23 protein-coding genes are annotated in these 23,928 nt (G+C 54.4%); 16 read left to right on the forward strand and 7 right to left on the reverse strand.

The features are described 5' to 3' along the window. Positions 1-50: 50 nt before the first annotated feature. Positions 51-521: a 30S ribosomal protein S7 gene (gene rpsG, locus RHM61_RS04240; protein ID WP_322249904.1), complete on the reverse strand. Its 471-nt coding sequence runs from the start codon at positions 519-521 to the stop codon at positions 51-53. A gap of 143 nt (positions 522-664) precedes the next feature. After that, positions 665-1,048: a 30S ribosomal protein S12 gene (gene rpsL, locus RHM61_RS04245; protein ID WP_322251035.1), complete on the reverse strand. Its 384-nt coding sequence runs from the start codon at positions 1,046-1,048 to the stop codon at positions 665-667. A 464-nt stretch (positions 1,049-1,512) separates the two neighbouring features. Here rpsL and RHM61_RS04250 point away from each other — a divergent pair, with 464 nt between their 5' ends. The 11 genes from RHM61_RS04250 to RHM61_RS04300 all read left to right on the forward strand — a co-directional run bounded on the left by RHM61_RS04250 (position 1,513) and on the right by RHM61_RS04300 (position 11,594). Continuing rightward, complete coding sequence (locus tag RHM61_RS04250; RefSeq protein WP_322249905.1) at positions 1,513-3,318, forward strand: phosphoethanolamine transferase; 1,806 nt, start codon at positions 1,513-1,515, stop codon at positions 3,316-3,318. Between the two features lie 59 nt (positions 3,319-3,377). Then, complete coding sequence (locus tag RHM61_RS04255) at positions 3,378-4,502, forward strand: ABC transporter permease (RefSeq protein WP_322249906.1); 1,125 nt, start codon at positions 3,378-3,380, stop codon at positions 4,500-4,502. Next, a complete protein-coding gene (locus tag RHM61_RS04260) occupies positions 4,502-5,296 on the forward strand; it encodes an ABC transporter ATP-binding protein (RefSeq protein WP_322249907.1) in 795 nt (264 codons plus the stop codon). Before RHM61_RS04255 ends, RHM61_RS04260 begins: the two co-directional genes overlap by 1 nt. A gap of 7 nt (positions 5,297-5,303) precedes the next feature. Then, entirely contained in the window at positions 5,304-6,245 is a 942-nt protein-coding gene (locus RHM61_RS04265; RefSeq protein WP_322249908.1) for an MlaD family protein, read from the forward strand. Positions 6,246-6,256: 11 nt separating this feature from the next. Further along, positions 6,257-6,844 (forward strand): ABC-type transport auxiliary lipoprotein family protein, encoded by a 588-nt coding sequence (locus RHM61_RS04270; RefSeq protein ID WP_322249909.1) that lies wholly within the window; start codon positions 6,257-6,259, stop codon positions 6,842-6,844. Continuing rightward, positions 6,841-7,989, forward strand: coding sequence for a VanZ family protein (locus RHM61_RS04275; protein ID WP_322249910.1), 1,149 nt, complete (start codon positions 6,841-6,843; stop codon positions 7,987-7,989). The genes RHM61_RS04270 and RHM61_RS04275 overlap by 4 nt, the downstream gene beginning before the upstream one ends. A 72-nt stretch (positions 7,990-8,061) precedes the next feature. Beyond that, the gene (locus RHM61_RS04280) at positions 8,062-8,388 is read left to right on the forward strand and encodes a (2Fe-2S) ferredoxin domain-containing protein (RefSeq protein WP_322249911.1); all 327 of its coding nucleotides are present in this window, start codon (positions 8,062-8,064) and stop codon (positions 8,386-8,388) included. After that, on the forward strand, positions 8,385-9,041 hold the full coding sequence (locus tag RHM61_RS04285) for an alpha/beta hydrolase (RefSeq protein WP_322249912.1): 657 nt from the start codon (positions 8,385-8,387) through the stop codon (positions 9,039-9,041). The genes RHM61_RS04280 and RHM61_RS04285 overlap by 4 nt, the downstream gene beginning before the upstream one ends. Positions 9,042-9,114: 73 nt before the next feature. Then, positions 9,115-10,263, forward strand: a complete 1,149-nt coding sequence (locus RHM61_RS04290; protein ID WP_322249913.1) for a D-alanyl-D-alanine carboxypeptidase family protein — start codon at positions 9,115-9,117, stop codon at positions 10,261-10,263. Positions 10,264-10,401: 138 nt separating this feature from the next. Next, positions 10,402-11,247, forward strand: a complete 846-nt coding sequence (locus tag RHM61_RS04295; RefSeq protein WP_322249914.1) for a D-amino acid aminotransferase — start codon at positions 10,402-10,404, stop codon at positions 11,245-11,247. 71 nt (positions 11,248-11,318) lie between these two features. Continuing rightward, positions 11,319-11,594 (forward strand): DUF493 family protein, encoded by a 276-nt coding sequence (locus tag RHM61_RS04300; protein WP_322251036.1) that lies wholly within the window; start codon positions 11,319-11,321, stop codon positions 11,592-11,594. Here RHM61_RS04300 and RHM61_RS04305 read toward each other — a convergent pair. The 3 genes from RHM61_RS04305 to glpD are packed head-to-tail and all read right to left on the reverse strand — an operon-like array spanning position 11,587 to position 15,399. Beyond that, complete coding sequence (locus RHM61_RS04305) at positions 11,587-12,321, reverse strand: MIP/aquaporin family protein (RefSeq protein ID WP_322249915.1); 735 nt, start codon at positions 12,319-12,321, stop codon at positions 11,587-11,589. The two genes, RHM61_RS04300 and RHM61_RS04305, sit on opposite strands and share 8 nt — an antisense overlap. A gap of 23 nt (positions 12,322-12,344) precedes the next feature. After that, a complete protein-coding gene (glpK, locus tag RHM61_RS04310) occupies positions 12,345-13,859 on the reverse strand; it encodes a glycerol kinase GlpK (protein WP_322249916.1) in 1,515 nt (504 codons plus the stop codon). Beyond that, on the reverse strand, positions 13,837-15,399 hold the full coding sequence (gene glpD, locus RHM61_RS04315) for a glycerol-3-phosphate dehydrogenase (protein ID WP_322249917.1): 1,563 nt from the start codon (positions 15,397-15,399) through the stop codon (positions 13,837-13,839). The genes glpK and glpD overlap by 23 nt, the downstream gene beginning before the upstream one ends. 173 nt (positions 15,400-15,572) lie before the next feature. Between glpD and RHM61_RS04320 the strand changes: the two genes are divergently transcribed. Further along, a complete protein-coding gene (locus RHM61_RS04320) occupies positions 15,573-16,367 on the forward strand; it encodes a DeoR/GlpR family DNA-binding transcription regulator (RefSeq protein WP_322249918.1) in 795 nt (264 codons plus the stop codon). A 15-nt stretch (positions 16,368-16,382) separates the two neighbouring features. Here the strand turns inward: RHM61_RS04320 and gcvA are convergent, their stop codons facing one another. Beyond that, positions 16,383-17,318 (reverse strand): transcriptional regulator GcvA, encoded by a 936-nt coding sequence (gene gcvA, locus RHM61_RS04325; protein WP_322249919.1) that lies wholly within the window; start codon positions 17,316-17,318, stop codon positions 16,383-16,385. A 209-nt stretch (positions 17,319-17,527) separates the two neighbouring features. Between gcvA and RHM61_RS04330 the strand changes: the two genes are divergently transcribed. The 4 genes from RHM61_RS04330 (at position 17,528) to RHM61_RS04345 (ending at position 21,853) form a co-directional block, all read left to right on the forward strand. After that, the gene (locus tag RHM61_RS04330) at positions 17,528-17,839 is read left to right on the forward strand and encodes a DUF2917 domain-containing protein (protein WP_322249920.1); all 312 of its coding nucleotides are present in this window, start codon (positions 17,528-17,530) and stop codon (positions 17,837-17,839) included. Between the two features lie 91 nt (positions 17,840-17,930). Continuing rightward, on the forward strand, positions 17,931-18,590 hold the full coding sequence (lipB, locus tag RHM61_RS04335; RefSeq protein WP_322249921.1) for a lipoyl(octanoyl) transferase LipB: 660 nt from the start codon (positions 17,931-17,933) through the stop codon (positions 18,588-18,590). A gap of 24 nt (positions 18,591-18,614) precedes the next feature. Beyond that, positions 18,615-19,610 (forward strand): lipoyl synthase, encoded by a 996-nt coding sequence (lipA, locus tag RHM61_RS04340; protein WP_322249922.1) that lies wholly within the window; start codon positions 18,615-18,617, stop codon positions 19,608-19,610. A 533-nt stretch (positions 19,611-20,143) separates the two neighbouring features. After that, positions 20,144-21,853 carry a DUF2339 domain-containing protein gene (locus RHM61_RS04345; RefSeq protein WP_322249923.1) on the forward strand — a complete coding sequence of 570 codons (1,710 nt, stop codon included), beginning with the start codon at positions 20,144-20,146 and terminating at the stop codon, positions 21,851-21,853. Here RHM61_RS04345 and RHM61_RS04350 read toward each other — a convergent pair. After that, complete coding sequence (locus RHM61_RS04350; protein WP_322249924.1) at positions 21,850-23,463, reverse strand: methyl-accepting chemotaxis protein; 1,614 nt, start codon at positions 23,461-23,463, stop codon at positions 21,850-21,852. The two genes, RHM61_RS04345 and RHM61_RS04350, sit on opposite strands and share 4 nt — an antisense overlap. Between the last annotated feature and the right edge of the window lie 465 nt (positions 23,464-23,928).

A 23,928-nucleotide genomic window follows, 5' to 3' on the forward strand; every position in this document is an offset into this window, starting at 1 on the left:
TTGCCAATGCCTTTGCATGAAAATCATACAAGGACACCGTTCTCTTACTCTTAGAAGCGGAAGTGAGAGAAGGCCTTGTTGGCTTCAGCCATACGATGGACTTCATCACGTTTCTTCATCGCACCGCCACGGCCTTCAGACGCTTCGAGCAATTCGCCGCCCAAACGTTGTGGCATGGATTTTTCGCTGCGCTTGTTCGCTGCTTCACGCAACCAACGCATAGACAAAGCCAAACGACGTACCGGACGCACTTCAACAGGCACCTGGTAGTTGGCACCGCCGACGCGACGCGATTTAACTTCAACCAGTGGCTTGGCATTACCGATTGCCAGAGCAAACACTTCCAAAGGATCTTTACCAGATTTTTGCTGGATGTGATCGAACGCACCGTAGATTATGCCTTCAGCAACAGACTTCTTGCCGGACAACATCAATACGTTGACAAATTTTGCTACTTCTACATTACCGAATTTTGGATCCGGCAATACGTCCCGTTTCGGGACCTCACGACGACGTGGCATTTCAATTCCTTTCAATCTTCAGTTGAGTACCAGATAACAACTTACCGGCACTCGCGACTCACCATCATAGTCAGTCACTTACTCGGCTCAATCCGAACCGACACTGATCCGTAATAGCTTACGGAGATTAAGTTACGAGATTATTACTTCTTAACGGCCTTAGCGCGTTTAGTACCATATTTCGAACGAGATTGCTTACGGTCTTTGACGCCTTGAGTATCCAAAGCACCGCGAACCATATGGTAACGTACACCCGGCAAATCTTTTACACGACCACCGCGCAGCAGTACCACGCTATGTTCTTGCAAGTTATGGCCTTCACCGCCGATATACGAAATGACTTCGAAACCATTGGTCAAACGTACTTTGGCAACTTTACGCAAAGCCGAGTTAGGCTTTTTTGGAGTTGTCGTGTAAACGCGGGTGCAAACGCCACGTTTCTGCGGGCTGTTTTCCAGCGCCGGCGATTTGCTCTTTACACGTGCTGAAACACGTGGTTGGCGAATCAGTTGATTGATGGTTGGCATCGTTTTTAATCCAACAAAATACAACGTTAAACACAAACCCGGAAACGGTTGCCCGGGAGCTAAAATCATTTTTTACGTCTGCTTGATGCAATCAAGTTTTCCAGACGAGCCCGATTTTGACTTACTTTGGTACAGCTTGAGCACCGCATCATGCCGAATTACGTGGCACTGACGACGCCGCTTGCTCCTGCCAGATAACACACAGGGCCAAATACAATGAATCCAAAATCGAGAACTCGCAATTTTATGCGCCATTGGCAATGACTGTCAACGCTTTTATTGTCAAGACACCAGTCGGAAGACCAGGCAAGCGCTGTTACAGGATAGTGAATTTATGCAAAAAAGCCAGCCTCGCTCCCTGTTTTGCGTGCGCCAGCCAGACAAAAGCAGCGCCCCGCCCCTGCTCCACGAGTAAATCCTTTATATTGTCGAGCCTTGCGCACCCTTTTTTCCGATCTTAAGCAATGAACCTGCCATCCATGCCGCCGCGCGGCCCGACGTTTTTAATTCTGAGCTACATCCTGATGTCCACCGTGCCATTTTTACCACTGGCGCTAGGGCAAACCTTGGATCAGCCATGGCAGTTGGCTGGTCTCGGTCTCTTGAGTTGGTTGCTGCTGTGGGCGCTCGGCCAAGGGCCGCAGCGCTTTCACTGGCTGTTGCTGCCAGCCATGCTGGCAATACCAGTGGAAGTCTACTTGCGCCTGTATTTTTCGCAAGGCATCTCGACCCATCATCTGGGCGTGATTGCCGAAACCAGCCCGAAGGAAGCGCTGGAGTTTCTCGGCACCAAGATCTGGCTCCTGCTCGGCTTAGTGGTCGCAATTATTTATTGGTGGTGGCGATTGTTAAGGATTGCGTATAAGTACCCTGGCCTGCGCTGGCGTCACCTTAGCCGCCCCTGGGTGGTGGCAATTTTAGCCCTGCTGTGTGGTTGCTTCGCTTACGGTAATTGTGTCGGCGTTGCCGGGCAAGCCAGCGGCACGGCCTTATCCGATCCGCGCGCGGAAAGTATGCGCGCGAGCTTGCTACGCTGGCCCGGCAAGCTGCCGGCCTGGGCCATGCCGCCAGTTGAGCAAAGCGTGTTGAGCAGCAGTTGGCCGTTCGGCTTGGCCATGCATGTGGTCGATTTTTGGAATGAGCGTCAGTACTTGCAAAAGTTGGCGGAAAAAAGCCGCAACTTCCGCTTTCAGGCCAGCCAAGCGGCCGATGCCCCCGCTACGCAGACAGTGCTGATGGTAATCGGGGAGTCGTCGCGCTATGATCGCTGGAGCCTCAACGGCTATCGCCGCCCGACTAACCCACTGCTGGCGCAAGAGAGTAATTTGATCAGCTTGCGCGATATGATCACGGCCGTATCGGCGACCCGCTTGTCGGTTCCCATTATTGTGTCGCGCAAACCGGCGACGATGGGTTTGCAAGCCGGATTTTCCGAGAAGTCTTTCCTCAGCGCTTACAAAGAAGCCGGCTTCAAGACTTTCTGGCTCTCAAACCAAATGAGTTTCGGCAGCTTCGACACGCCGGTGTCGGTATTTGCCAAAGAGGCCGACGTGACAGAATTCCTCAATCTCGGCGGCTTTACCAATAATTCCAGTTTGGATTCTGTACTGCAAGCGCCTTTGCAACGTGCGCTGGCCGATGCCAGCCCGAAAAAGCTCATTGTGCTGCATACCCTAGGCAATCATTGGAACTATAGTCATCGCTATCCGGCCGAATTCGATCGCTGGCAACCATCGCTGTACGGCATCGATAATCCGGCCTACACCGATCTCGATAACAAACCGGCCCTCAATAACAGCTATGATAATTCGATACTCTATACCGACGCGATATTGGCCAGTTTCATCGAGCAATTGAAGGGGCGTACCGAAATCACCTCGATGCTGTACGTCTCCGATCATGGCCAGACTTTGTACGATGGCAGTTGCAAGCTGGCATTTCATGGCCACAACACGCAGTTTGAATTTCATATTCCCGCCTTGGTCTGGTACTCGGACGCCTACCGCGAGCAATACCCGGACAAGGTCGCACAACTCAAGAAGCACCAGAAGGCGCGCTTGTCGACCGAAAACGTGTTTCACAGTTTGCTCGATATGGCCGACATCCGTTATCCCGGCGAGCAACTCGACCGCAGCTTCGTCAGCGCCGCGTTCAAGGTGCATACCCGCTATGTCGACAGCTATGGCTGGACTAATTACGATAATGCAAACTTCAAGGGCGACTGCCGTGAAGTGATCGACAAGAAAAAGCCTTTGCCGCAAAGAAAGTAAGCAAAAATGTGCTACGGGAGTCCATTGCAAGCTTATTTCGAAACGCTTACACTGCGCGCATGCATACCGATATTCTCCCTACTTTGAAGCTAAGCGAGCACGCCGACAGCACCGTCACGATCAGTGGTGCTTGGCTGGTGCATGCCTTGGCGAAAGACAAGCGCATTGACGATTTGAGCGGCAAATTGCAGGCGTTCGCACAGCAACCGAAACTACACTGGGACTTGCGTGACATCAGCGCACTCGACCATGTCGGTGCCCTCACCCTCTGGCGTGCCTGGGGCAAACGGCGTCCGGCGCAGTTGCAGTTACTTCAAGCGCACGAGGGGATTTTCGCGCGTCTGGAAGAAGTCGGCAAGCTCGCCGTGCCGGCACCACCCAAGCCGCGCCTGAGTGGCGTCATGCTGCTAGGTTCACGGGTGCTGGCGTTCTTTGAACACATACAAAGCTTCACGGCCTTACTCGGGCAATTAATGCTCGACTTGCTGCGCTTCGCGCGCCACCCGCTACGCGGGCCATGGAAAGAACTGTCGGCCAATTTGTATCGTATGGGAGCACAAGCCCTGGGCATCACCGCCTTGGTCGGCATCTTGATCGGCATCGTGTTGTCGTATTTATCGGCACAGCAATTACGCACCTTTGGTGGCGATCTCTACATCGTCAATATCCTCGGCATGAGTATTATCCGAGAGCTTGGCCCTATGCTGGCAGCCATTTTAGTGGCCGGACGCTCCGGCTCAGCCATCACGGCACAGCTTGGTGTCATGCGCGTAACGGAAGAACTCGATGCCATGAGCGTGATGGGCATTCCACATGGATTCCGACTGATCATGCCCAAGGTCTTGGCACTGGCCATCGCCATGCCCTTGCTGGTGATTTGGACCGATATCATGGCCATCGCCGGCGGCATGATCTCGGCCCAAGCACTGCTGGGCATGACCCCGGCGTTCTTTCTCTACAAATTACCGGAAGCGGTGCCTTTGATTAATTATTGGATAGGCTTACTGAAAGGCACCAGCTTCGGCATGCTGATTGCGTTAGTGTCATGTCATTACGGTTTGCGTATCGAGCCTAATACCGAAAGCCTGGGCCGCGGCACCACCAATTCGGTGGTCGTAGCCATTACCGTCGTCATCATTGCCGATGCCGTTTATGCCATTATTTTCAGTAAGCTGGGGTATTGATGTACAGTTCAGCAAACAAGGAAGCAATCATCGAGATCAGCGGCTTGCGCACGCAATTCGGGCGCACGCTGGTACATGACAATTTAGAATTGTCGGTGCAGCGCGGTGAAATTCTGTCTATCGTCGGCGGTTCCGGCACGGGAAAAACCGTCTTACTCCGGCAAATGCTGGGCTTGGAACGACCACGGCGCGGCCGTATTGCCGTCTTCGGTGAAGATATTCACTCGCAAGATCAGCGCCATCTGGCGTATCTGCGCCAGCGTTCCGGCATGTTGTTTCAGCAAGGCGCCCTCTACTCAGCCTTCAGTGTTTTTGACAATGTTGCCCAGCCCATGCGTGAAATCGGTCGTTTGTCTGAGGAACTCATTACCGATTTGGTGTATCTGAAGCTGCAAATGGTAAATATTGGTTTCGAGCACGCACGTAAAATGCCATCCGACTTGTCCGGCGGCATGATTAAACGCATCGCTTTGGCGCGCGCGCTGGCGCTCGACCCGGAATTACTGTTTCTCGACGAACCAACGGCCGGACTCGACCCAGACCGCTCCGATAGTTTTGTCGAACTGATACTATCGCTACATCAACAATTGGGATTGACCGTCGTCATGGTCACCCATGATTTGGATAGTTTGTTCGCCCTCTCGACCCGCATCGCGGTGTTAGCAGAAAAAAAAGTCATCGTGATAGGCACGCCGGCTGAGGTGGTGCGTTACGAACATCCGTTCATACATAGTTTCTTCCTCGGCGGCCGCGGGCGGCGCGCAATGGAAGTCATGCAATCTGCTTCACCCTAGGAGTCCCATGGAAAACCGTTCGCATGCCCTTATTGCCGGCTTCTTCACAATTGCCTTACTGATCATTGCGAGTTTGCTCGCTATTTGGCTAGGACGCGATAAAATTCAACGTATCCCCTATGAGATCGTCACCCAAAGCGCGGTCTCCGGCCTGAACTTGCAAGCTGCGGTGCGCTACAAGGGGCTCAAGGTCGGCAGCGTTACCGATATCGATTTCGATACCACGGTTAACGGCCAGATTGTGATGCGCCTGGAAGTGATTCCGACCACCCCGATTACGGCGTCGACCTACGCGACCTTGGCTTACCAAGGCGTGACCGGGATTGCCTTTGTTCAGCTCGATGATGATCAATCATCGGCGCAACCCTTATTGGCTACGCAAAGCGGCACTACCCTGCCGCGCATTCCGCTGCACGCCAGTACCTTGCAAACGATAGAGCAGCGCGGCTTGGCAATACTGAGCCAGACTGAAGAATTAACCAAACGGATGAATTCCCTGCTCGATCCAGCCAACGCCCAGTCTTTGGTGCATACCGTAAGCAGTATCAACGACGTAGCGCAGGCGTGGCAGGCCGTGCCGGCGAAATTAACGCCGGCGCTCAACAAACTGCCAAACCTGATCGCTCAAACTGAAACCACCCTCAATGCCGTCTCAGCCCTATCGGCCGATGCGCGCCAATTTACCCGCAACATGAACCAACTCAGCAGTGACTTACAATCACGCGACGGCCCGATCGCCCGCTTGAGTCATAGCCTCGATGCGCTCAGTGACAGCGTCTTGCTCGATACCCTGCCACGCCTGCAAACACTGAGCACTGAAGCCGGTACCAGCATGCGTGCGCTCAAGCGCACCAGCGAGACCCTCAACGATAGTCCACAAAGCATTTTGTTCGGCAAACCGGCAGCAATGCCAGGTCCGGGCGAAGCCGGCTTTATCACGCCGAAATAAGGAACCCACCCATGTCGATACTGCTTCGCTCCCTCCGTCTGACCGGCTGCCTGACTGCGCTGGCCTTGCTCAGCGCTTGCGTGAACACGGTCTCACCAGTGCCGCAACAATACGATTTCGGTCCAACGGCGCAAGTCAGCAGCGCCACGGCACGGCACACCATGCCAGCCATGAGTGAGATCCTCACCAGCGCTGCCCTCGACAGCAATGCCATGCTGTATCGCCTCGCCTATGACGACCCACGCCAACTGAAAGCCTACGCACAAGCACGCTGGACCATGCCGCCGGCACAATTGCTGATGCAACGCGTGAAGCTGCAAAACGGCAGCAGTACGGGTATCGATGGCCGGGTGTTGCAACTCGAATTGGACGAATTTTCACAGATTTTCACCGCACCACAGCAAAGCCATGCGCACATCAGTGTCCGCGCCAGCCTGCGGCAAGGAAAAAACATCTTGGCACAACGGCGCTTTACCCTCACGGCCGCCACCACCACAGCCGATGCCCGCGGTGGTGCCAACGCCATGCAAACTGCGGCCGATAACTTCATTGCTGAACTCAATGCATGGATAGGCCAAGCCGATAGTAGCCATCCATGAGTGAGCCCGACACGCCGCCAATGACACCATTGCGGCACAGCTCGCCGTTTGCCCGCGCCAGCTTGCTGGCCTATCTGATTTTGATCTTGTATGCGAGCTGGTATCCGTTTACCGGTTGGCAAGCGAATAATCTGTCAGCCCTGCCGGCTGTCATTCGTCAGTGGCCACGCTACTGGACCCTGTTCGATGCCGGCATCAATGTGGTCGGCTATATACCTTTCGGGATGTTGATCGTCTTTGCGCTCTATCCACGCCGCGTCGGCTGGCAAGCGGTGCTGCTGGGTGCCGTCGGTGCCGTCGTGGTATCCGCCAGTGCCGAGCTGGTGCAATATTTTTTACCGAGCCGGGTGACTTCCTTGCTCGATTTTCTCACCAATGCCAGCGGCGGCTTGCTTGGCGCGCTCAGTGCGGCCTTGCTGACGCCCTTGGTGCTGGAAAAAGGTCGATTACAATTATTACGCAAGCAATGGACCTATCGCGAAGCGAGCTGGGAAGTGGTGTTGCTCGGCTTGTGGCCGATGGCGCAACTGTATCCGCAAGCTTATCTGTTCGGATTGGGTCAGATTTTCCCTATTCTGTCGCAACACTTGAGCGATATCTTCGAGTTCGACATCGACCTCGGCAGCTTGATTTTGCATGGCTGGGAATTCAATGCCGATGCCTATCTGCTGGCGGAAACCTTTATCACCGCTTGCGGCTGCAGCGGGGCAATTTTGCTCAGCTTGTCGCTGCTCACGCCGCGCGCGCCGAAATTGCGCATCTCTGCACTCTTGCTGCTGTTCGCTCTGACCGGCAAATCACTGGCCAGTGCCTTACTGCTCAACCCCGATTATGCCTTTGCCTGGCTCACTCCAGGCGCACGTGGCGGGCTGCTGATCAGCCTGATCATGCTGTACGGTTTTTCCTTTGCGCCACTGCACGTGCAACGGCGACTGGCCTTCTTACTCTTGTCGATTTCGCTGGTGGTACTCAATCTGGTACCAGACAATCCTTACTTCGCCGCCACCATGCAAACCTGGATACAGGGAAAATTTTTGAACTTTAATGGGGCAGCACAGTTCTTATCCTTGTCATGGCCATTCTTGGCTTTATGGATTTTGTTACTGAAACCAAAGGCAGCCGATATCAAAGTTGCAGTATCATAGAGGCTTCCCAACCATTGCCAAGCAGGTACCTGGACTGACGACGAGTCAGGTACCGGTGAAAGAATCTTCCTCATGTCTGAACCACTGTATTTTCAAAAGCATGTCTTTTTCTGTATGAACCAACGCGACGATGGGCGGCCGTGCTGCCATGAGCGCGGTGCGCAGAGTGCGCAAGAACATGCAAAACGGCGCATCCGTGAACTCGACATGAATGGCCATGGCAAGATACGCATCAATAAATCCGCTTGTTTGGACCGCTGCGAGCAAGGCCCGGTGATGGTGGTCTACCCACAAGGCACTTGGTACACCTTCATCGATCACAGCGACATCGATGAAATCATCGATGTCGACCTGATCGGCGGCGGCATCGTCGAACGTTTAAGGTTGCCCAACACATGAACGCGCAAACCGAACATTTCTTCATCGCCGGCCAAGTCGGCCAATTGCAGTGCGCCTTAGACTTGCCCGATCCAGAAACCGGTGCGGCGCTGCGCGGACTGGCACTGGTTGCGCATCCGCATCCTCTGTACGGTGGCACCATGGATAACAAGGTCGCGCAGACGCTGGCGCGGACCTTTTGCGGTCTCGGCTATGCGGCGGTGCGGATGAATTTCCGTGGCGTCGGCCAGTCGGAAGGCACGCATGATGCCGGCCTCGGTGAAACGGCCGATATGGCACTGCTGCTGACGGCCATGCGCGCACGTTTTCCGCAACTGCCAGTCGCCTTGGCCGGATTTTCTTTCGGTACCTTCGTGCAAGCCTGTCTGCAGCAACAATTGCTGCAGCAAGGCCAGCCTGCCGAGCGGCTGGTGCTGGTCGGTGCCGCCGCCGGCAAATGGGCCATGCCTGATATCGAGGCCCATACCATACTGATACACGGCGAGTGCGACGAGACTATTCCGCTGGCGGCGGTACTCGATTGGTTGCGGCCTCAAGATATTGCGGTCACGGTAATTCCCGGGGCTGACCATTTTTTCCATCGCCGCCTGCATCATATCAAACAGATCGTCAGCAGTATGTGGCGGCCCGCCTCGCCAGCGCTGGTCGGCTGAACGCTGCCTCTGCCAAGCTGACGTCTGATGTTATTTTTTGTTCTTTGTTCTTTGTTTTTTTAAGCCTGACTCAATGAAAAAATTCTTCGTTTCCCTCGCCGCGTCCTTGCTGACTATGTCAGCTGCGTTCGCTCAAACCCTGCCGGCCCCCACTATCGCCGCGCGCTCTTGGTTATTGCTCGACGCTACCAGCAGCCAAGTCATCGCCGCACAAGAACCGGATATGCGCATCGAACCAGCTTCGCTGACCAAGATCATGACGGCGTATCTGGTATTTTCGGCTATTAAAGAAAAAAAACTTGCGCTCGAACAGAGCGTCAATGTTTCCACGCGCGCGTGGAAAGTTGATGCCAGCAGCTCGAAGATGTTCATCGAACCGAATAAACCGGTAACGATCAATGAATTGCTCTATGGTTTGATCGTCCAATCTGGCAACGATGCCGCAGTGGCCTTGTCGGAAGCTGTCGCCGGTAGTGAAGAAGCGTTTGTCGTGCAGATGAACCGCGAAGCCGAACGACTCGGCATGAGCGCCAGCCATTTCGCCAATCCACATGGCTTGCCCAGCCCGGAAAACTATGTCAGCGCTCGCGATCTGGCAACTTTGGCCTCCCGTTTGATCAGTGATTTCCCTGATTTTTACAAAACCTATTACAGCACCAAGAGCTACACCTATAACAAAATCACCCAACCTAATCGCAATCGGCTGCTGTGGCTGGATCCAACCGTCGACGGCATGAAAACCGGTCATACCGAGACGGCTAAGTATTGCTTGATTTCTTCGGCGAATCGTCCGAATGGCAGCGGCCAACGGCGCTTGATTTCCATCGTCACCGGTGCCGACAGCGATCAGATTCGCGCCCAAGAAAGTTTGAAATTGCTCAACTGGGGCTTTCTGAATTTTGACACCATCAAGCTCTATGCCAAGGGTCAAGCGCTGGAATCACCACAGGTATGGAAAGGTGCACAAGCCCAAGTCAAGATCGGCTTCGATCGCGATCTGTACGTGACCTTGCCCAAAGGCGCTGCGGCCAAACTGAAACCTAGCTTGGAGCGCAAAGATCCTCTGGTTGCACCGATAGCCAAAAACAGTAAAGTCGGGACGATGAAGATGATGCTGGATGGCAAAGTTGCCGCTGAATTTCCTGTATTTGCTTTGGAGCAAGTTGAGCAAGCCAGTATTTTCGGCCGCGCTTGGGATTCCGTACGCTTGATGTTCAAGTAAGCAGTCGCGCTGCTTAGAATGATCATGCCACGCGCTGCGTGGCATTTTTTTTGACTGCAAGGATATGCATTATTTGCATAAACTTAAATAGCAATCTGTGTGAAAATCAGTGTTTACTTTTCTCGGGGCAAATACATCATGCAAGATCCTTTAGTTTTCCTCAACGGTGCGCTGACTCCTTTATCGGAAGCAAAAATTCCTGTGCTTGATCGCGGTTTTATTTTCGGCGACGGCATTTATGAAGTGATCCCTGTTTATCAACGCAAAATGTTTCGCTCCGATCAGCATCTGGCGCGTTTGTTCCGCAGTCTTGCTGCCATCAGCATCAGCAATCCGTACACCAAAGAAGAATGGCTGGAGCGCATCACCGAGGTGATGGATGCCCACCCTGCCGACGATCAAATGGTGTATTTGCAAGTCACGCGCGGCGTAGCCAAACGTGCGCACGCATTTCCTGCGGTATCGACCCCGACGGTCTTCATCATGAGCAACCCGATTGTGTTACCAACTGAGAGCGCGCGCGAACATGGCGTAGCCTGTGTCAGCATGGAAGACCGGCGTTGGTTGCATTGTGAAATCAAATCGATCTCTTTGCTCGGCAATATATTGGCTGCGCAAAATGCGGCCGAGCACAACGTCGCAGAAAGTATCCAGTTCCGCGATGATTTTTTGACCGAAGCCTCAGCCTCGAATGTGTGGATAGTCAAAGATGGCATCGTGATGGGACCACCCAAAGATAATCTTATCCTCGAGGGCATACGCTATGCGCTGATTGAGGAACTTTGTGCCGCACAGAATATTCCTATGCAAGTACGGCGCATCAGTCGCGCCGAAGTTTTTTGCGCCGACGAAATTATGCTCTCTTCGGCGACAAAAGAAGTGCTTGCCGTCGTAGAGCTCGACGGGAAAACTATTGGAAACGGCAAACCTGGCCCCATCTACGACAAGTTGTATGCCGCCTATCAGTTAGCCAAAGCAGGATAAGCGTAACGGCCATTTCTTTTGATGGCTGTTGACGGTCTGCCTCAGATAAAGAAATGGAATGCTTTATGGAAATGAAACCTATCCCACCGGAACAAAGTCTGATCGAGTACCCGAGCGACTTCCCGATCAAGATCATGGGAGCGCGACATGAAACTTTTGCCCAAACCATGGTCGATATTGTGACCATCCATGATCCCAGTTTTCATACCGGGAAAATGGATATGCGGCTCTCGAGTAAAGGCAGCTATCTGGCAATCACCGTGACGGTTTGGGCCACCAGCCGCGAACAGCTTGATAATCTGTATCGCGAACTGTCGGCCCATCCTATGGTCAAGATCGTTATGTAAGCGGCGCGGTGCGCGCCACTGCGGTTACGGCGTTATACAAGAACGCGGCGGCGGCGGCACCGAGCAGCGGTCCGACTACCGGCACCCAGGCATAAGCCCAGTCACTGTCTCGCTTACCAGCAATAGGTAGCAAGGCATGCATGATGCGCGGTGCCAAGTCGCGTGCCGGGCTCATCGCATAGCCGGTGGTGCCGCCGAGTGAAACGCCGATACCCAACACCAGTAAGCCAACTGGCAGCGCATTGATAGCACCAAGACCGACATGCGATTGCGCCATGTTTAACACCGCAAACACCAACACAAAGGTGGCGATGACTTCCGATACCACATTCGTAAACGGATGGCGTATTGCCGGGCCAGTACAAAATACGGCGAGTTTGGCATCGGCATCGGTGGTGGCGTCGAAGTGCTGACGATACATAACCCAGACCAGCAAGGCACCGCACAGACCGCCGGCCATTTGCGCCGTCACATAGCCGAGCACTTGCCCCCAAGGGAATTTATCGGCCAGCGCCAGCGCCAAAGTGACAGCCGGATTCAAATGTCCGCCACTGGCGGCCGCGCTGCAAAACACGGCAATAAACACCGCCATACCCCAACCGATCGCGATGACAATCAAGCCACTGTCGTGGCCCTTGGTTTTTGTTAACAAGACATTGGCAACCACGCCATCACCGAGCAAAACCAACAGGGCTGTGCCGATGAATTCCGCTAATAAAGGATGCATGAGAAGTTCTCCGGTGAGTACGCTCAGCTTTCGTCAGCCCACGCGATACTGGCTTTGAGCGCGCGCTGCCAAGATTTCATGCAGTTGACCACGGCGGCGGCCGGCATGGCCGGATGAAAGCGGCGGTCGAGTTGCCACTGGCTTTGAATCTCGCTCAAGTCTTTCCAATAACCGACTGCTAAACCGGCCAGATAGGCCGCGCCCAGCGCGGTGGTTTCAGTGATCTGCGGACGCACGACATCGACGCCGAGCAAATCGGCTTGAAATTGCATGAGTAAATCATTCGCGACCGCGCCGCCATCGACGCGTAATTCGGCAATCGGGCCGCCGAGATCGGCTTCCATGGCACGCATGACATCCACCGACTGGTAGGCGATACTATCGAGCGCAGCGCGCGCAATATGCCCGGCGGTACTACCACGGGTGACGCCAAATACACTGCCGCGCACGCGCGGATTCCAGTGCGGCGCGCCGAGTCCGGCAAAGGCTGGCACCATGTAAACGCCATCGCTGTCGGGCACCGATCTGGCCAGCGTTTCGATCTCGCCGGCACTGCGAACGAGACCTAAACCATCGCGCAACCACTGCACCACCGCTCCACCTATAAAGATACTGCCTTCAAGCGCGTAATTGACTTGATCGCCGATTTGCCAAGCAATAGTGGTAACCAAATTATTTTTCGATTCCACTGGTGAGGTGCCCGTATTCATCACCAGAAAACAACCGGTACCATAAGTGTTTTTCACCATGCCGGGAGTGACGCACATTTGACCGAACAAGGCCGCATGCTGATCGCCAGCGATGCCGGCCAGAGGAATTTCATGGCCGAACAAACTGCGGCCAGTGTGGCCATACACTTCAGAACACGAGCGTACTTGCGGCAACATACTGCGTGGGATAGTGAACAGTTCGAGCAGTTCTTCATCCCATTCCAAGCTGTGTATATTAAAGAGCATGGTGCGCGAGGCATTCGTGACATCGGTGACATGCAGTTTTTGCTGAGAAAAATTCCAAACTAACCAACTGTCAACCGTGCCGAACGCCAATTTTCCCGCTTCCGCTTGCGCGCGTGCCCCTTCCACATGATCGAGAATCCAATTGATCTTGGTAGCGGAAAAATAGGCATCGACCGGCAAACCGGTTTTAGCCCTCACCATATCCTCTAGCCCACGGGCTTTGAGCGCATCGCAGTAGTCGGCGGTACGGCGGTCTTGCCAGACGATGGCGGGATAGATAGGCCGGCCGCTGGCACGATCCCAGACGATGGTCGTTTCGCGCTGATTGGTGATGCCAATGGCGGCAATAGCGTCGCCGTTCAAGCCGGCGTGAGCCAGTACTTGGGCTGCGACACCGGCCTGGGTTGACCAGATTTCCTGCGGGTCGTGCTCGACCCAACCCGGTTGCGGATAAATTTGTGCAAATTCTTTCTGGGCGACGGCCACTACGGCACCGCGCTTATCGAACAATACCGCTCGCGAACTGGTGGTGCCTTGATCAAGCGCGAGAATATATTGACTACCGGACGTTTCCTTGTGCATCGTCATCTCCTGGTTTTATTATGTGTGCAGGCGCGCGTGCCAAATAAACGGCAAGCTCGCTCTGCTGGTCCGGCGTCGCATGCAAACCGAGCTTAGTGCGACGCCAAAGGATATCGTCAGCCGTAACGGCCCATTCGTATTCTTGCAGATACATCACTTCAGCTTCGTGCAAGTCGCTGCAGAATTGGATGCCGAGTTCTGCCACACTGGTACGTGCACCAATGAGCAGCTCGGCCCGCGTGCCGTAAGAGCGGGCATAGCGCAGCGCCAACGCCGCCGGCAACCATGGAAAGCGCGTTTGGAACTGGCGTGAGAAAGCGGCAAAATCAGCCGCCGGAATATCGCCGCCGGGCAGTGTTGCATGCGCAGTCCAAGCGGGTTCGGCGCATGCCAGCGGCACGCCAAGCAAGTCGAGGGCTTCTTCAGCGAGGCGGCGATAGGTGGTGATTTTGCCACCGAACACGGTCAGCAGCGCCGCTTGTTGCGGCACATGTGACAGTTCCAAGTGGTAGTCACGCGTGACGGCGGACGGATCGTCCCCCGCACCTTGATCGAGCAGCGGACGCACCCCGGAGTAGCTGGCCACCACATCAGCCGGGCTGATACTTTGTAAGAAATACCGATTCACCGATTTACACAGATAGGCCACCTCGGCGGCATCGATGCGCACTGCTGCCGGATCGCCATGATATTCAAGGTCCGTGGTGCCGATGAGGGTGAATTGCTCTTGATAGGGAATGGCAAAAATAATGCGCCCATCGGGATTTTGAAAAATATAGGCATGATCGTGTTCGAACATTTTTTTCACGACCAAATGACTGCCTTTGATCAAGCGCAGACTATGCTCTTGCGTTTGACCTAATTGTTCATGCAATACCTGCGCCACCCATGGTCCGGCGGCATTCACCAAGGCACGCGCCTGCACCTGCTGCAGCGCACCTGCGGTGTCGCCGCCGGTGGAGCGCAAGCTGGCTTGCCATAGGCCGCCGCTGCGCTGCGCGCTTTCCAGCCGGGTTCGGGTCAGAATCACGGCACCGCGCTCGCGCGCATCTTGGGCATTGGCAACCACCAAACGGGCATCGTCGACCCAGGCGTCAGAATAGAGAAAGCCACGCGTCATGCTCTTCTGTAGCGGCACGCCGACGGCATGGGTGCGCAAATTCACCCCGCTCGAAGCCGGCAGCAATTCACGCCGACTCAAGTGATCGTACAGGAACAGACCGGCGCGTATCATCCAAGCTGGCCGCAAATGCGGTACATGCGGCATGACAAAACGCAGTGGTGAAATCAAATGCGGCGCCGCGCGTAACAGCAGTTCGCGTTCGCGCAGCGCTTTGCGCACCAAGCCAAATTCGTAATATTCGAGATACCGCAGCCCACCATGGATGAGCTTGGTGCTGGCCGAGGAAGTATGGGAAGCCAGATCATCCTGTTCGCATAACAACACGCGCAGTCCGCGCCCGGCAGCGTCACGGGCGATCCCGACACCATTGATACCACCGCCGACAACCAGTAAATCATAGGGAGAATCGGCATTCATACAGCCACCGTAGCGACAGGAAAGTCAGTCATAGAGTCGATAGAGTAAAGTTTGGATTCGATCATAAATCACCAAATGAACAATTTCAAGTTCTAATTAGAACATAGTATAGTGAATATAAGCAAGATCAGTTACTATCTTCTGCCCTATTGACCAACTTCGCTATGCCGCCCATGGATCGTTTGCACCTGCCATCGCCCCTCAACACCACCCTCAATGTGCGTCAGAAGGAATTGCTGACGGCCATTCAGCGCGCCGGCTTTGCCACGGTCGAACAGTTGTCCGCGCAGTTCCGCGTCACGCCGCAGACGATACGGCGCGACATCAAGCTTTTGACTGACGACAATTTACTGCGGCGCTTTCACGGCGGCGTTGGGCTGTACTCTAATGCAGAAAATTCCGCCTACCCGGCGCGTCAAGGTTTTTTCCCGGAACAAAAACGCCGCATCGCCGCTTTGCTGGCACAGCATATTCCGGACGGCGCGAGTCTGTTCATCAACTTAGGGACCACGACCGAAGAAGTGGCACGGGCGCTGGCGCAGCATCGCAATCTGCGCGTCATTACCAACAACATGCATGTTGCTTCCATCATGAGTAATTATGCGGGGATAGAAGTGATTGTTACTGGCGGCATCATGCGCGCGCGTGACGGCGGCCTGACCGGTGAGGCGGCGATCGATTTCATCAACCGGTTTCAGGTTGATTTCGGCATCATTGGTATTTCCGGGATAGAAAATGATGGTACGCTGCGCGAATTTGATTACCGCGAAGTGCGGGTGTCGGAAGCGATTATCAAACATTCGCGCACCGTCTTTCTGGCCGCCGACCATTCCAAATTCGACCGCCCGGCGCTAGTACGGCTGGGCCACTTGGCACAGATTGACAGTCTGTTTACCGATCGCGAGCCGCCCGAGGCCTTGCGCGCCACGCTCAACACTGTCAGCACACGGGTGCTGGTGGCTAAATAGAACGGTGCTGCGCGCTCAGACTGGATAAATTAAAGGTGTACTCGCTTCTGCCGCTGGCACGCCGAGTGATGCTTGCGCGACTTCGTTGAGCAACCACAGCCGAAACGCCCTGACCTCGGGTTTTTCCAAGGCTTGCTCAACGTAGACCAAGTGGTAAGAGACCGGACTGGGAATGTCGACATCAAACAGGCGCACCAACTGCCCGCTCTCGATATCCGACTGCACGATGGCGTGACGGCCGAGCGCAATACCCTGACCATCGACCGCCGCGCGCGCCAAGATCGAGGCGTCTTGAAACACCAAGCCATGGGTCGGCTCTTTATTATTCAGACCGGCGGCGCGAAACCAAGGCTCCCACGGTTCTTCTTCACATCGCAATAAATTCGATGCCGCCAATTCGGCCGGGGTGGTCGGCAAGCGGCCGCCCTGATAACGCGGGCTGACGACTGGATAGTAATAGTCACCCATCAAAAACTCACTGACTAAACCCGGATAATTACCAAAACCGAAACGTATGCCGATATCGATAGACTCGCGCGAAAAGTCGACCAGATGATTACTCGAATGCAGGCTGACTTCGAGACCAGGATGGTGCTCAATGAAACGCCCCAAACGCGGCGACAGCCAGCGTGCCGCAAACGAGGGCAAAGAGGTAATGCCGAGGCGCTTTTGCTGATGCCAGCGCTGTAGCTGCTCAGTCGCTTCAACCAAACTGTGCAAAGCCATGCGAATGGCATGGGCATACCGCTCGCCGGCGCTGTTGAGGGCGATGCGTTTGCCATGGCGAGTGAAGAGTTCAACGCCGAGTTCTTCTTCCAGCGCCCGTACCTGATGGCTGACCGCTCCATGGGTGAGGTGAATTTCCTCGGCCGCACGAGAAAAATTCTGATGCCTGGCGGCGGCTTCGAAAGCACGCAAGGCCGCCAAGTTAGGCAGTTTCCTGATATCCATTTTGCATATATCCGTCATCAAAAAAACGCATAATAATGTGAATTAAATGCGCAAGCAAAGCAAAAATTACTCGTTTTGCATATTGCGTAGCAACTACTACAATAAGCACATCGTAACAGCAAATTAGATTTTTCCCTTGAAAATCAATGGCTGTTACCAAGCATCACGATATATTCATTTGATGCTTCCACATAATGAGGTAATCAGAAATGACAAATAATTTCACAAACCAATCGCACACAATCAGTGCTGGAAAAACGGTTTCCTACGTCAGTGACGAAGCAAAACAAATTCAGATCGCCTGTGGTCGCGTTTGGCTGACCATAGCTGGCTACGATGAAGACTACTGGCTCGCTGCCGGTGAATCGATGAACTTGCCGGCTGGCCGCCTGATTGTTATCGAAGCCGATCAGCAAGCCAGCTTGGTGGAACTCAGCGGCGCGGCGCAGCGTCAAACGACCGCGCCCACGGCTGGCTACTTCCAAAAACTCACCCAGCGCTTCAACGCGGCACTGGCTTAAAGCCTGAGTTTCCGACACCGCTGCTGCCAAGGACGCTGCCGCCGCGCAGAAGTTCGCGGCAGCGGCGCTGGCAATGTTACACTAGCGGCTTATGCCAGACGCCTCCTCTACCACTCCCCTGATACGCCGCCGCGGCATTGAGCCGTATGCGACCACCTTCGACGCCATGCGCGCATTTACCGATGCCCGTACGGCGACGACAGCGAACGAATTTTGGATCGTTGAACACCCTCCGGTTTTCACGCTCGGACTCGGTGCCGACCACAGCCACGTGCTCGCTCCCCATGAGATACCGGTGATCGCCACCGACCGCGGTGGTGAAGTCACCTACCACGGGCCGGGCCAAGTGGTGATCTACTTAATGATGGATCTGCGCCGCAGCCATCCGAAAGCCCGTTTATTCGCGCGCGAATTCGTGCATAAAATAGAACAAGCGGTGATCGACACCTTGGCAGCGTATAATCTGGCCGGCAACCGCAAAGACGGTGCGCCCGGTATTTACGTCAGCACTGGTGCATGGCAGGGTGCGAAAATTGCCGCACTTGGGCTGAAAGTACGCGGCAACGGCTGCACTTACCATGGCGTGTCGCTCAATGTCGACATGGATCTGACACCGTTTTCCTGGATTAACCCGTGTGGCTATGCCGGACTGGCGACGGTCGATATGCGTACCCTGGGCGTGACGGCGAGCTTGGCCGCAGTCCAGACCGCGCTATCTGAGCATTTGCAACTCCTTTTGACTGCCTCCTGATTTTTTTCGACACCGCTTCATATCATGACAACCGAAAATACTCCTGTTCTGCCCCCTGCTGTATCGACCGATGTCGCTGCAGCCGCTTACGATCCGACTGAAAAACAAAAAGGCGCCAGCAAAACCGCGCGTATTCCAATCAAGATCGTGCCGATGGAGCGCTTGCCCAAGCCGGACTGGATACGTGTCAAGGCCGGTTCACCGACCACGCGTTTCTATGAAATCAAAGATATTTTGCGCGCCAATAAACTCGTGACAGTCTGTGAAGAAGCTTCGTGCCCGAATATTGGCGAATGCTTCGGCAAAGGTACTGCGACCTTCATGATCATGGGTGACAAATGTACGCGCCGCTGCCCCTTCTGCGACGTCGGCCACGGCCGTCCTGATCCGCTTGACGCCGATGAACCGGCTAATTTGGCCAAGACCATCGCCGACTTGCGTCTCAGTTATGTCGTCATCACCTCGGTCGACCGCGACGATTTACGTGACGGTGGTGCCGCCCACTTCGCCGAGTGCATCAGCAAAATCCGTGAACTCTCGCCGAGCACGCGCATAGAAATTCTCACGCCTGACTTCCGTGGCCGCATGGACCGTGCGCTGGAAATTCTCAATCTGGCACCGCCCGATGTGATGAACCATAATCTCGAAACCGCGCCGCGCCTGTACAAAGAAGCGCGCCCAGGATCCGATTATGAATACTCGCTCAACTTACTCAAACGCTTCAAAGAAATGCACCCGAACACGCCGACTAAATCCGGCATCATGGTCGGCTTGGGTGAAACCGATGAAGAAGTCTTGCAAGTCATGCGCGATATGCGCGCGCACAACGTCGACATGCTGACGATAGGCCAGTATCTGTCACCGAGCGGCCACCATTTGCCGGTACGCCGCTATGTTCATCCGGATGTCTTCAAAATGTATGAAGAAGAAGCCTACAAAATGGGCTTTGCCCACGCTGCCGTCGGCGCCATGGTGCGATCGAGCTACCATGCTGATCAGCAGGCGCATGGGATAGCTTGATCAAAAATCTGACCGGGGTTTGAAACCCCGGCCTTCAGAGGCTATCGCAAAAGCCTGATGGACGCTTTTTATATCTGAAACACCGCATACCTCGTCATTCCCGTATGCCACAGCCTCGTCATTCCCGCGTGTTTTTGGCGGGAATCCAGTGGCACGACCGTGCCTTCAGGGTGAACAAGTCAATCACGGATACATTTTTTCCGCTGCAAAATGAGGATACCCGCTGGGCATCCGACGCACAGAGATAACAGGCGCTGACGCGGCAATGACGAATTGGGCGATTAGCGCAATGCGCAATTGACCTGATTTGCGGGTAACGATCAGCATGCCTGTGGCAGAAATCTCGTGTCGTTTGGCTTCATGCCCAAGCTGGTGTCCATCGCTGCATCGGATGAAGCAAACTTGTATCGTCAATAAGTAAACACGATACACTATCCAATCCGCGCAGTTACTCCATCTTGATTGCTCGACGCCATAACGCGCGATGCGCGTCGCATCGAATCTGTACGCAGCAAACACACTAGGAATACCTGATGGCCGTTACCGAAGAACGCATAGCACTGTTGGAACAGCGCTTGGATCGTATTGAACAATTACTGCGCCTGCAGTTGCAATCCAATACAGGTCCCGCGACGTCGCCGGAAGCGGCGACGCTGGCATCAACGCTGAGCTCACAATCATCGGCGGCGCAGCGCCACGTCAAGCCACGGCCAGTCAGTAACAATGCGCCGCCATCTCATCCAGTGACGGTCACCCAAGTGCTCGGCTGGACTGGTGCGACCGCCTTGGTGCTGGCCGCCGTATTTTTGATTCGTCTGGTGCTCGATGCCGGGTGGTTGACACCGGAGCGCCAAATTGGTTTGGCCTTGATTGGCAGTTTTGCTTTGATTGCAGTTGGCCTGCGATTGCGCAAGATTGATTTGGAGTATGCCAGCCTGCTGCCTGCCGCTGGCGTCGTCGTGCTGTTTTCTGCGGTGTACGGCGCGCATCTTTACTATCATCTCATTGGTGCCACTGTCGCGACCAACGCGGTGATCGCCATCTGCCTGTTCACGCTGTGGCTTGGGCGTCAGTTTGACAATGAAATGTACGCGCTGTTTGCCGTGATTGGTTCTTACTCCGCCCCGTTGCTATTGCCCACCCTAGGCGATTCGGTGACCGATTTAATCGTCTATTTTTCGGGATGGAGTGTCGTGTATTGCGCGCATTCGGCTTGGATCGGCAATCGCCGCCCCTATTTACTGGCCGGATATATGGCCTTCATCGGATTTCATATTGCAGCTGCCGGATTGACTGCGAACTCATGGAGCAGCCTGTTCGCTTTTCAAACGATACAATTTTTGATTTTTGTTTGTGGCACCCTTGCTTTTTCCATCCATCAAAAACGAGCAATGGCCGCCGCCGAGGCGATCGCCCACTTACCATTATTACTGATCTTTTATTTCTTGCAATATGCGCTACTGCACGAACACGTGCCGACAATTGCCCCCTGGATCGCGCTAGCCAGCGCAGCCGTATTGCTCTTGGCCCACTTGGTCGCGCGCAGAGTCATAAAACAAGCCACTGCCGCGAGCAATGTCTTGGTTGGCACTTACGTTTCTCTGGTTCTGTTTCATGCCGGCTACATTGAATTAGTGCCTGATGAACTGGGGCCTTGGGTCGCGCTGTTGATACTGCCAGCATTTGCCTTATTTACGCGCTGGAACAAGGACGAATCAGCGGCCCTGTTGCCGTATAAAGTACTGATCGGCGTCATCTTCGCCATCAATTTTTTGCGCGTGATTGAAGCGAGTTCACTCGAACATGTCGCCGGCAATCAGGTGCTCGCCCTGCTCTACGCCGCCGAGCTTTACGTTGCCTATGCCCTCTCGCGAGGCGTCAAGGCAATTGCAAACTTGTCTTCCTTCGCATTGTTCGCGGCGCACATCGCTTTGCTCGCTGCGGCGACCAGAATCTTGGACGGACGCCTGCAAGTATCGCTCGCCTGGAGTGCGATTGCGTTTATCTGCTTAGCGCTCGCATTCAGCCGTCGCGACAAATTGCTTGGTCAGTCTTCGCTGCTGATCTTTGCTGCTTCTTGCGCGAAGGTCATGCTATTCGATCTTTCCAGCGCAAGCCCCTTGCTGCGTATCGGCTCCCTGCTTATCCTCGGTGGCACGCTTTACGTGGGCGGCTGGATGTATAAGAAGGTCGATGCGCTTGGCAACAGCGTGGGTGACATTGTTTCAGCCGAGCGGCCTTAACCAAGTATCTGCCGCGTCCGCCACGGCTGCGCCGGTGCTGCTGCCGATACCAAGGCCGCCGCATTGGCAGCACCGATGTGAAACACGGCCACCACTTGACTCAAGCTGCCAGCCTCTGTTTCGAGCGCTGCCGCGGCGGCGGCGGCTTGCTCTACCAGCGCCGCATTTTGCTGCGTGACTTCATCCATCTGGGTGATGGCTTGATTAATTTGTTCTATTCCGGAACTCTGCTCATGATTGGCGGCGCTGATTTCGGCCATGATATCGGTCACACTTTGGATGCTACTGACCACCGACTGCATGGTCTGGCCAGCCTGACTCACCAAGCGTGATCCTACCTCCACTTTTTCCACCGAATCGTCGATCAAAGTTTTAATTTCCTTGGCTGCCAGCGCCGAGCGCTGCGCCAAATTACGCACTTCCGCTGCCACCACCGCGAACCCACGCCCCTGCTCGCCAGCGCGCGCCGCTTCGACTGCCGCATTGAGTGCCAAGATATTGGTTTGAAACGCGATGCCCTCGATGACACTGATGATGTCGACAATTTTTCTCGATGAGGTATGGATGCCTCCCATCGTATCAACGACCTGCGCGACCACCACCCCACCCTGTGCCGCGGCGCTCGATGCGGAAATGGCCAACTGCTTGGCTTGGTGCGCATTATCGGCATTGTGTTTTACCGTGCTGGTCAACTCTTCCATCGACGAGGCGGTCTCTTCGAGCGAACTGGCTTGTTGCTCGGTACGTGAAGATAAATCCAAATTACCAGTGGCAATCTGTGACGAGGCAGTGGCAATCGCGTCCGTACCGCCACGCACTTGTTTGACGATAGCAAGCAAATTGGCGTTCATCAATTTCAAGGCATTCAACAATTGCCCGGTTTCATCGCTACGCTCGCTGGCAATTTGCAGTGACAGGTCGCCTGCCGCAATGGTTTCGGCTACCCGTACAGCAATAGTGATGGGGCCGACGATGGCACGCGTGCTGAAGTAAGCAATCAAGACGCCCAAGATCAGTGCGAGACTACTCAAAGCGAGTGTCAGAGTGAGCGCTTGTCGATATACCTGTTCAGCCAAGGCAATATCTGTTTTATTTTTTTCTTTTTGCAAATCAATGAATTCATCCAATCTGGCCAATCTGATGGCATTCATGGGCACCACCTCCTTGAGTAAGACGTCGATGGCGGCGCCTTTATTCGTCTTTACCAAATCAATATAGTGGTTATTAATGTCACGCGCACGCTTGCGGTTGGCATCGATTTTAGCCAGCATCGCTTGATCGGCTTGATCCAGCGGCAATTGCCGTAAGTGTTCGGTGGCGCCATCGTATTTCACCCTGGCATCGAGCAAAATCTTGTTTTCCGCCGCAATCTGCGTGTCGGTCGACAACAGCGCCAGCGTCCGCAATATCCGCGAAACGACATTCAGTGAGCCAGACATATCGTTGAGTAAATTCATCTTTTGCACATTGACATCGACGATACGGTGCAAGGCTTGGTTGGAGCGCGCCATCCCGTTCAAACCCAAGGCAGCTATACTCAATAACAAGAACAGCAGGATGGCATAACCGATGCCGAGGCGAGCACCGATTTTCAGATTTCTTGTGTTCATATTCAACCTTGGTTAACTGCATCTAGAGTATGCCCAATTTTGCAAGTAAAGCAGGCGGGTCTGCGCGTCACGAAGCAATGTGCGCTTGTTCACTTTAAATGAACCCATTTCTGAATTTGTAAGAAATGTTGATATTGTGACCATTGTTCATCATCTGAATCGACAATGTCGGAAATTAGAAACACCGGAGCAAGGCATAAAAAAACCGACACGCTTTGGTGTCGGTTCTGAGGCAGCTGTCGCCATTACGAACAAGGCGCAGATATCGGCATTGCGCCCAGGAAGCGCGAACTTCAGCGCGCAACTGAGGAAGCTTTCCTGGTGCCAAAATTGCCCATGTATAGGTATAGCCTTCTGGGTAGGCAAGCTCGTCCGCTGGGTCTTTGGGTGGAGAAAAATTAACGCTCAGAACAGCCGAACAATCTCCCGGCAGCGAATATGACCGCGCTAAAGATTCAAGCGCTT

Origin of the sequence: Undibacterium sp. CCC3.4, assembly GCF_034347425.1 — a bacterium.
GTDB lineage: Bacteria > Pseudomonadota > Gammaproteobacteria > Burkholderiales > Burkholderiaceae_D > Undibacterium.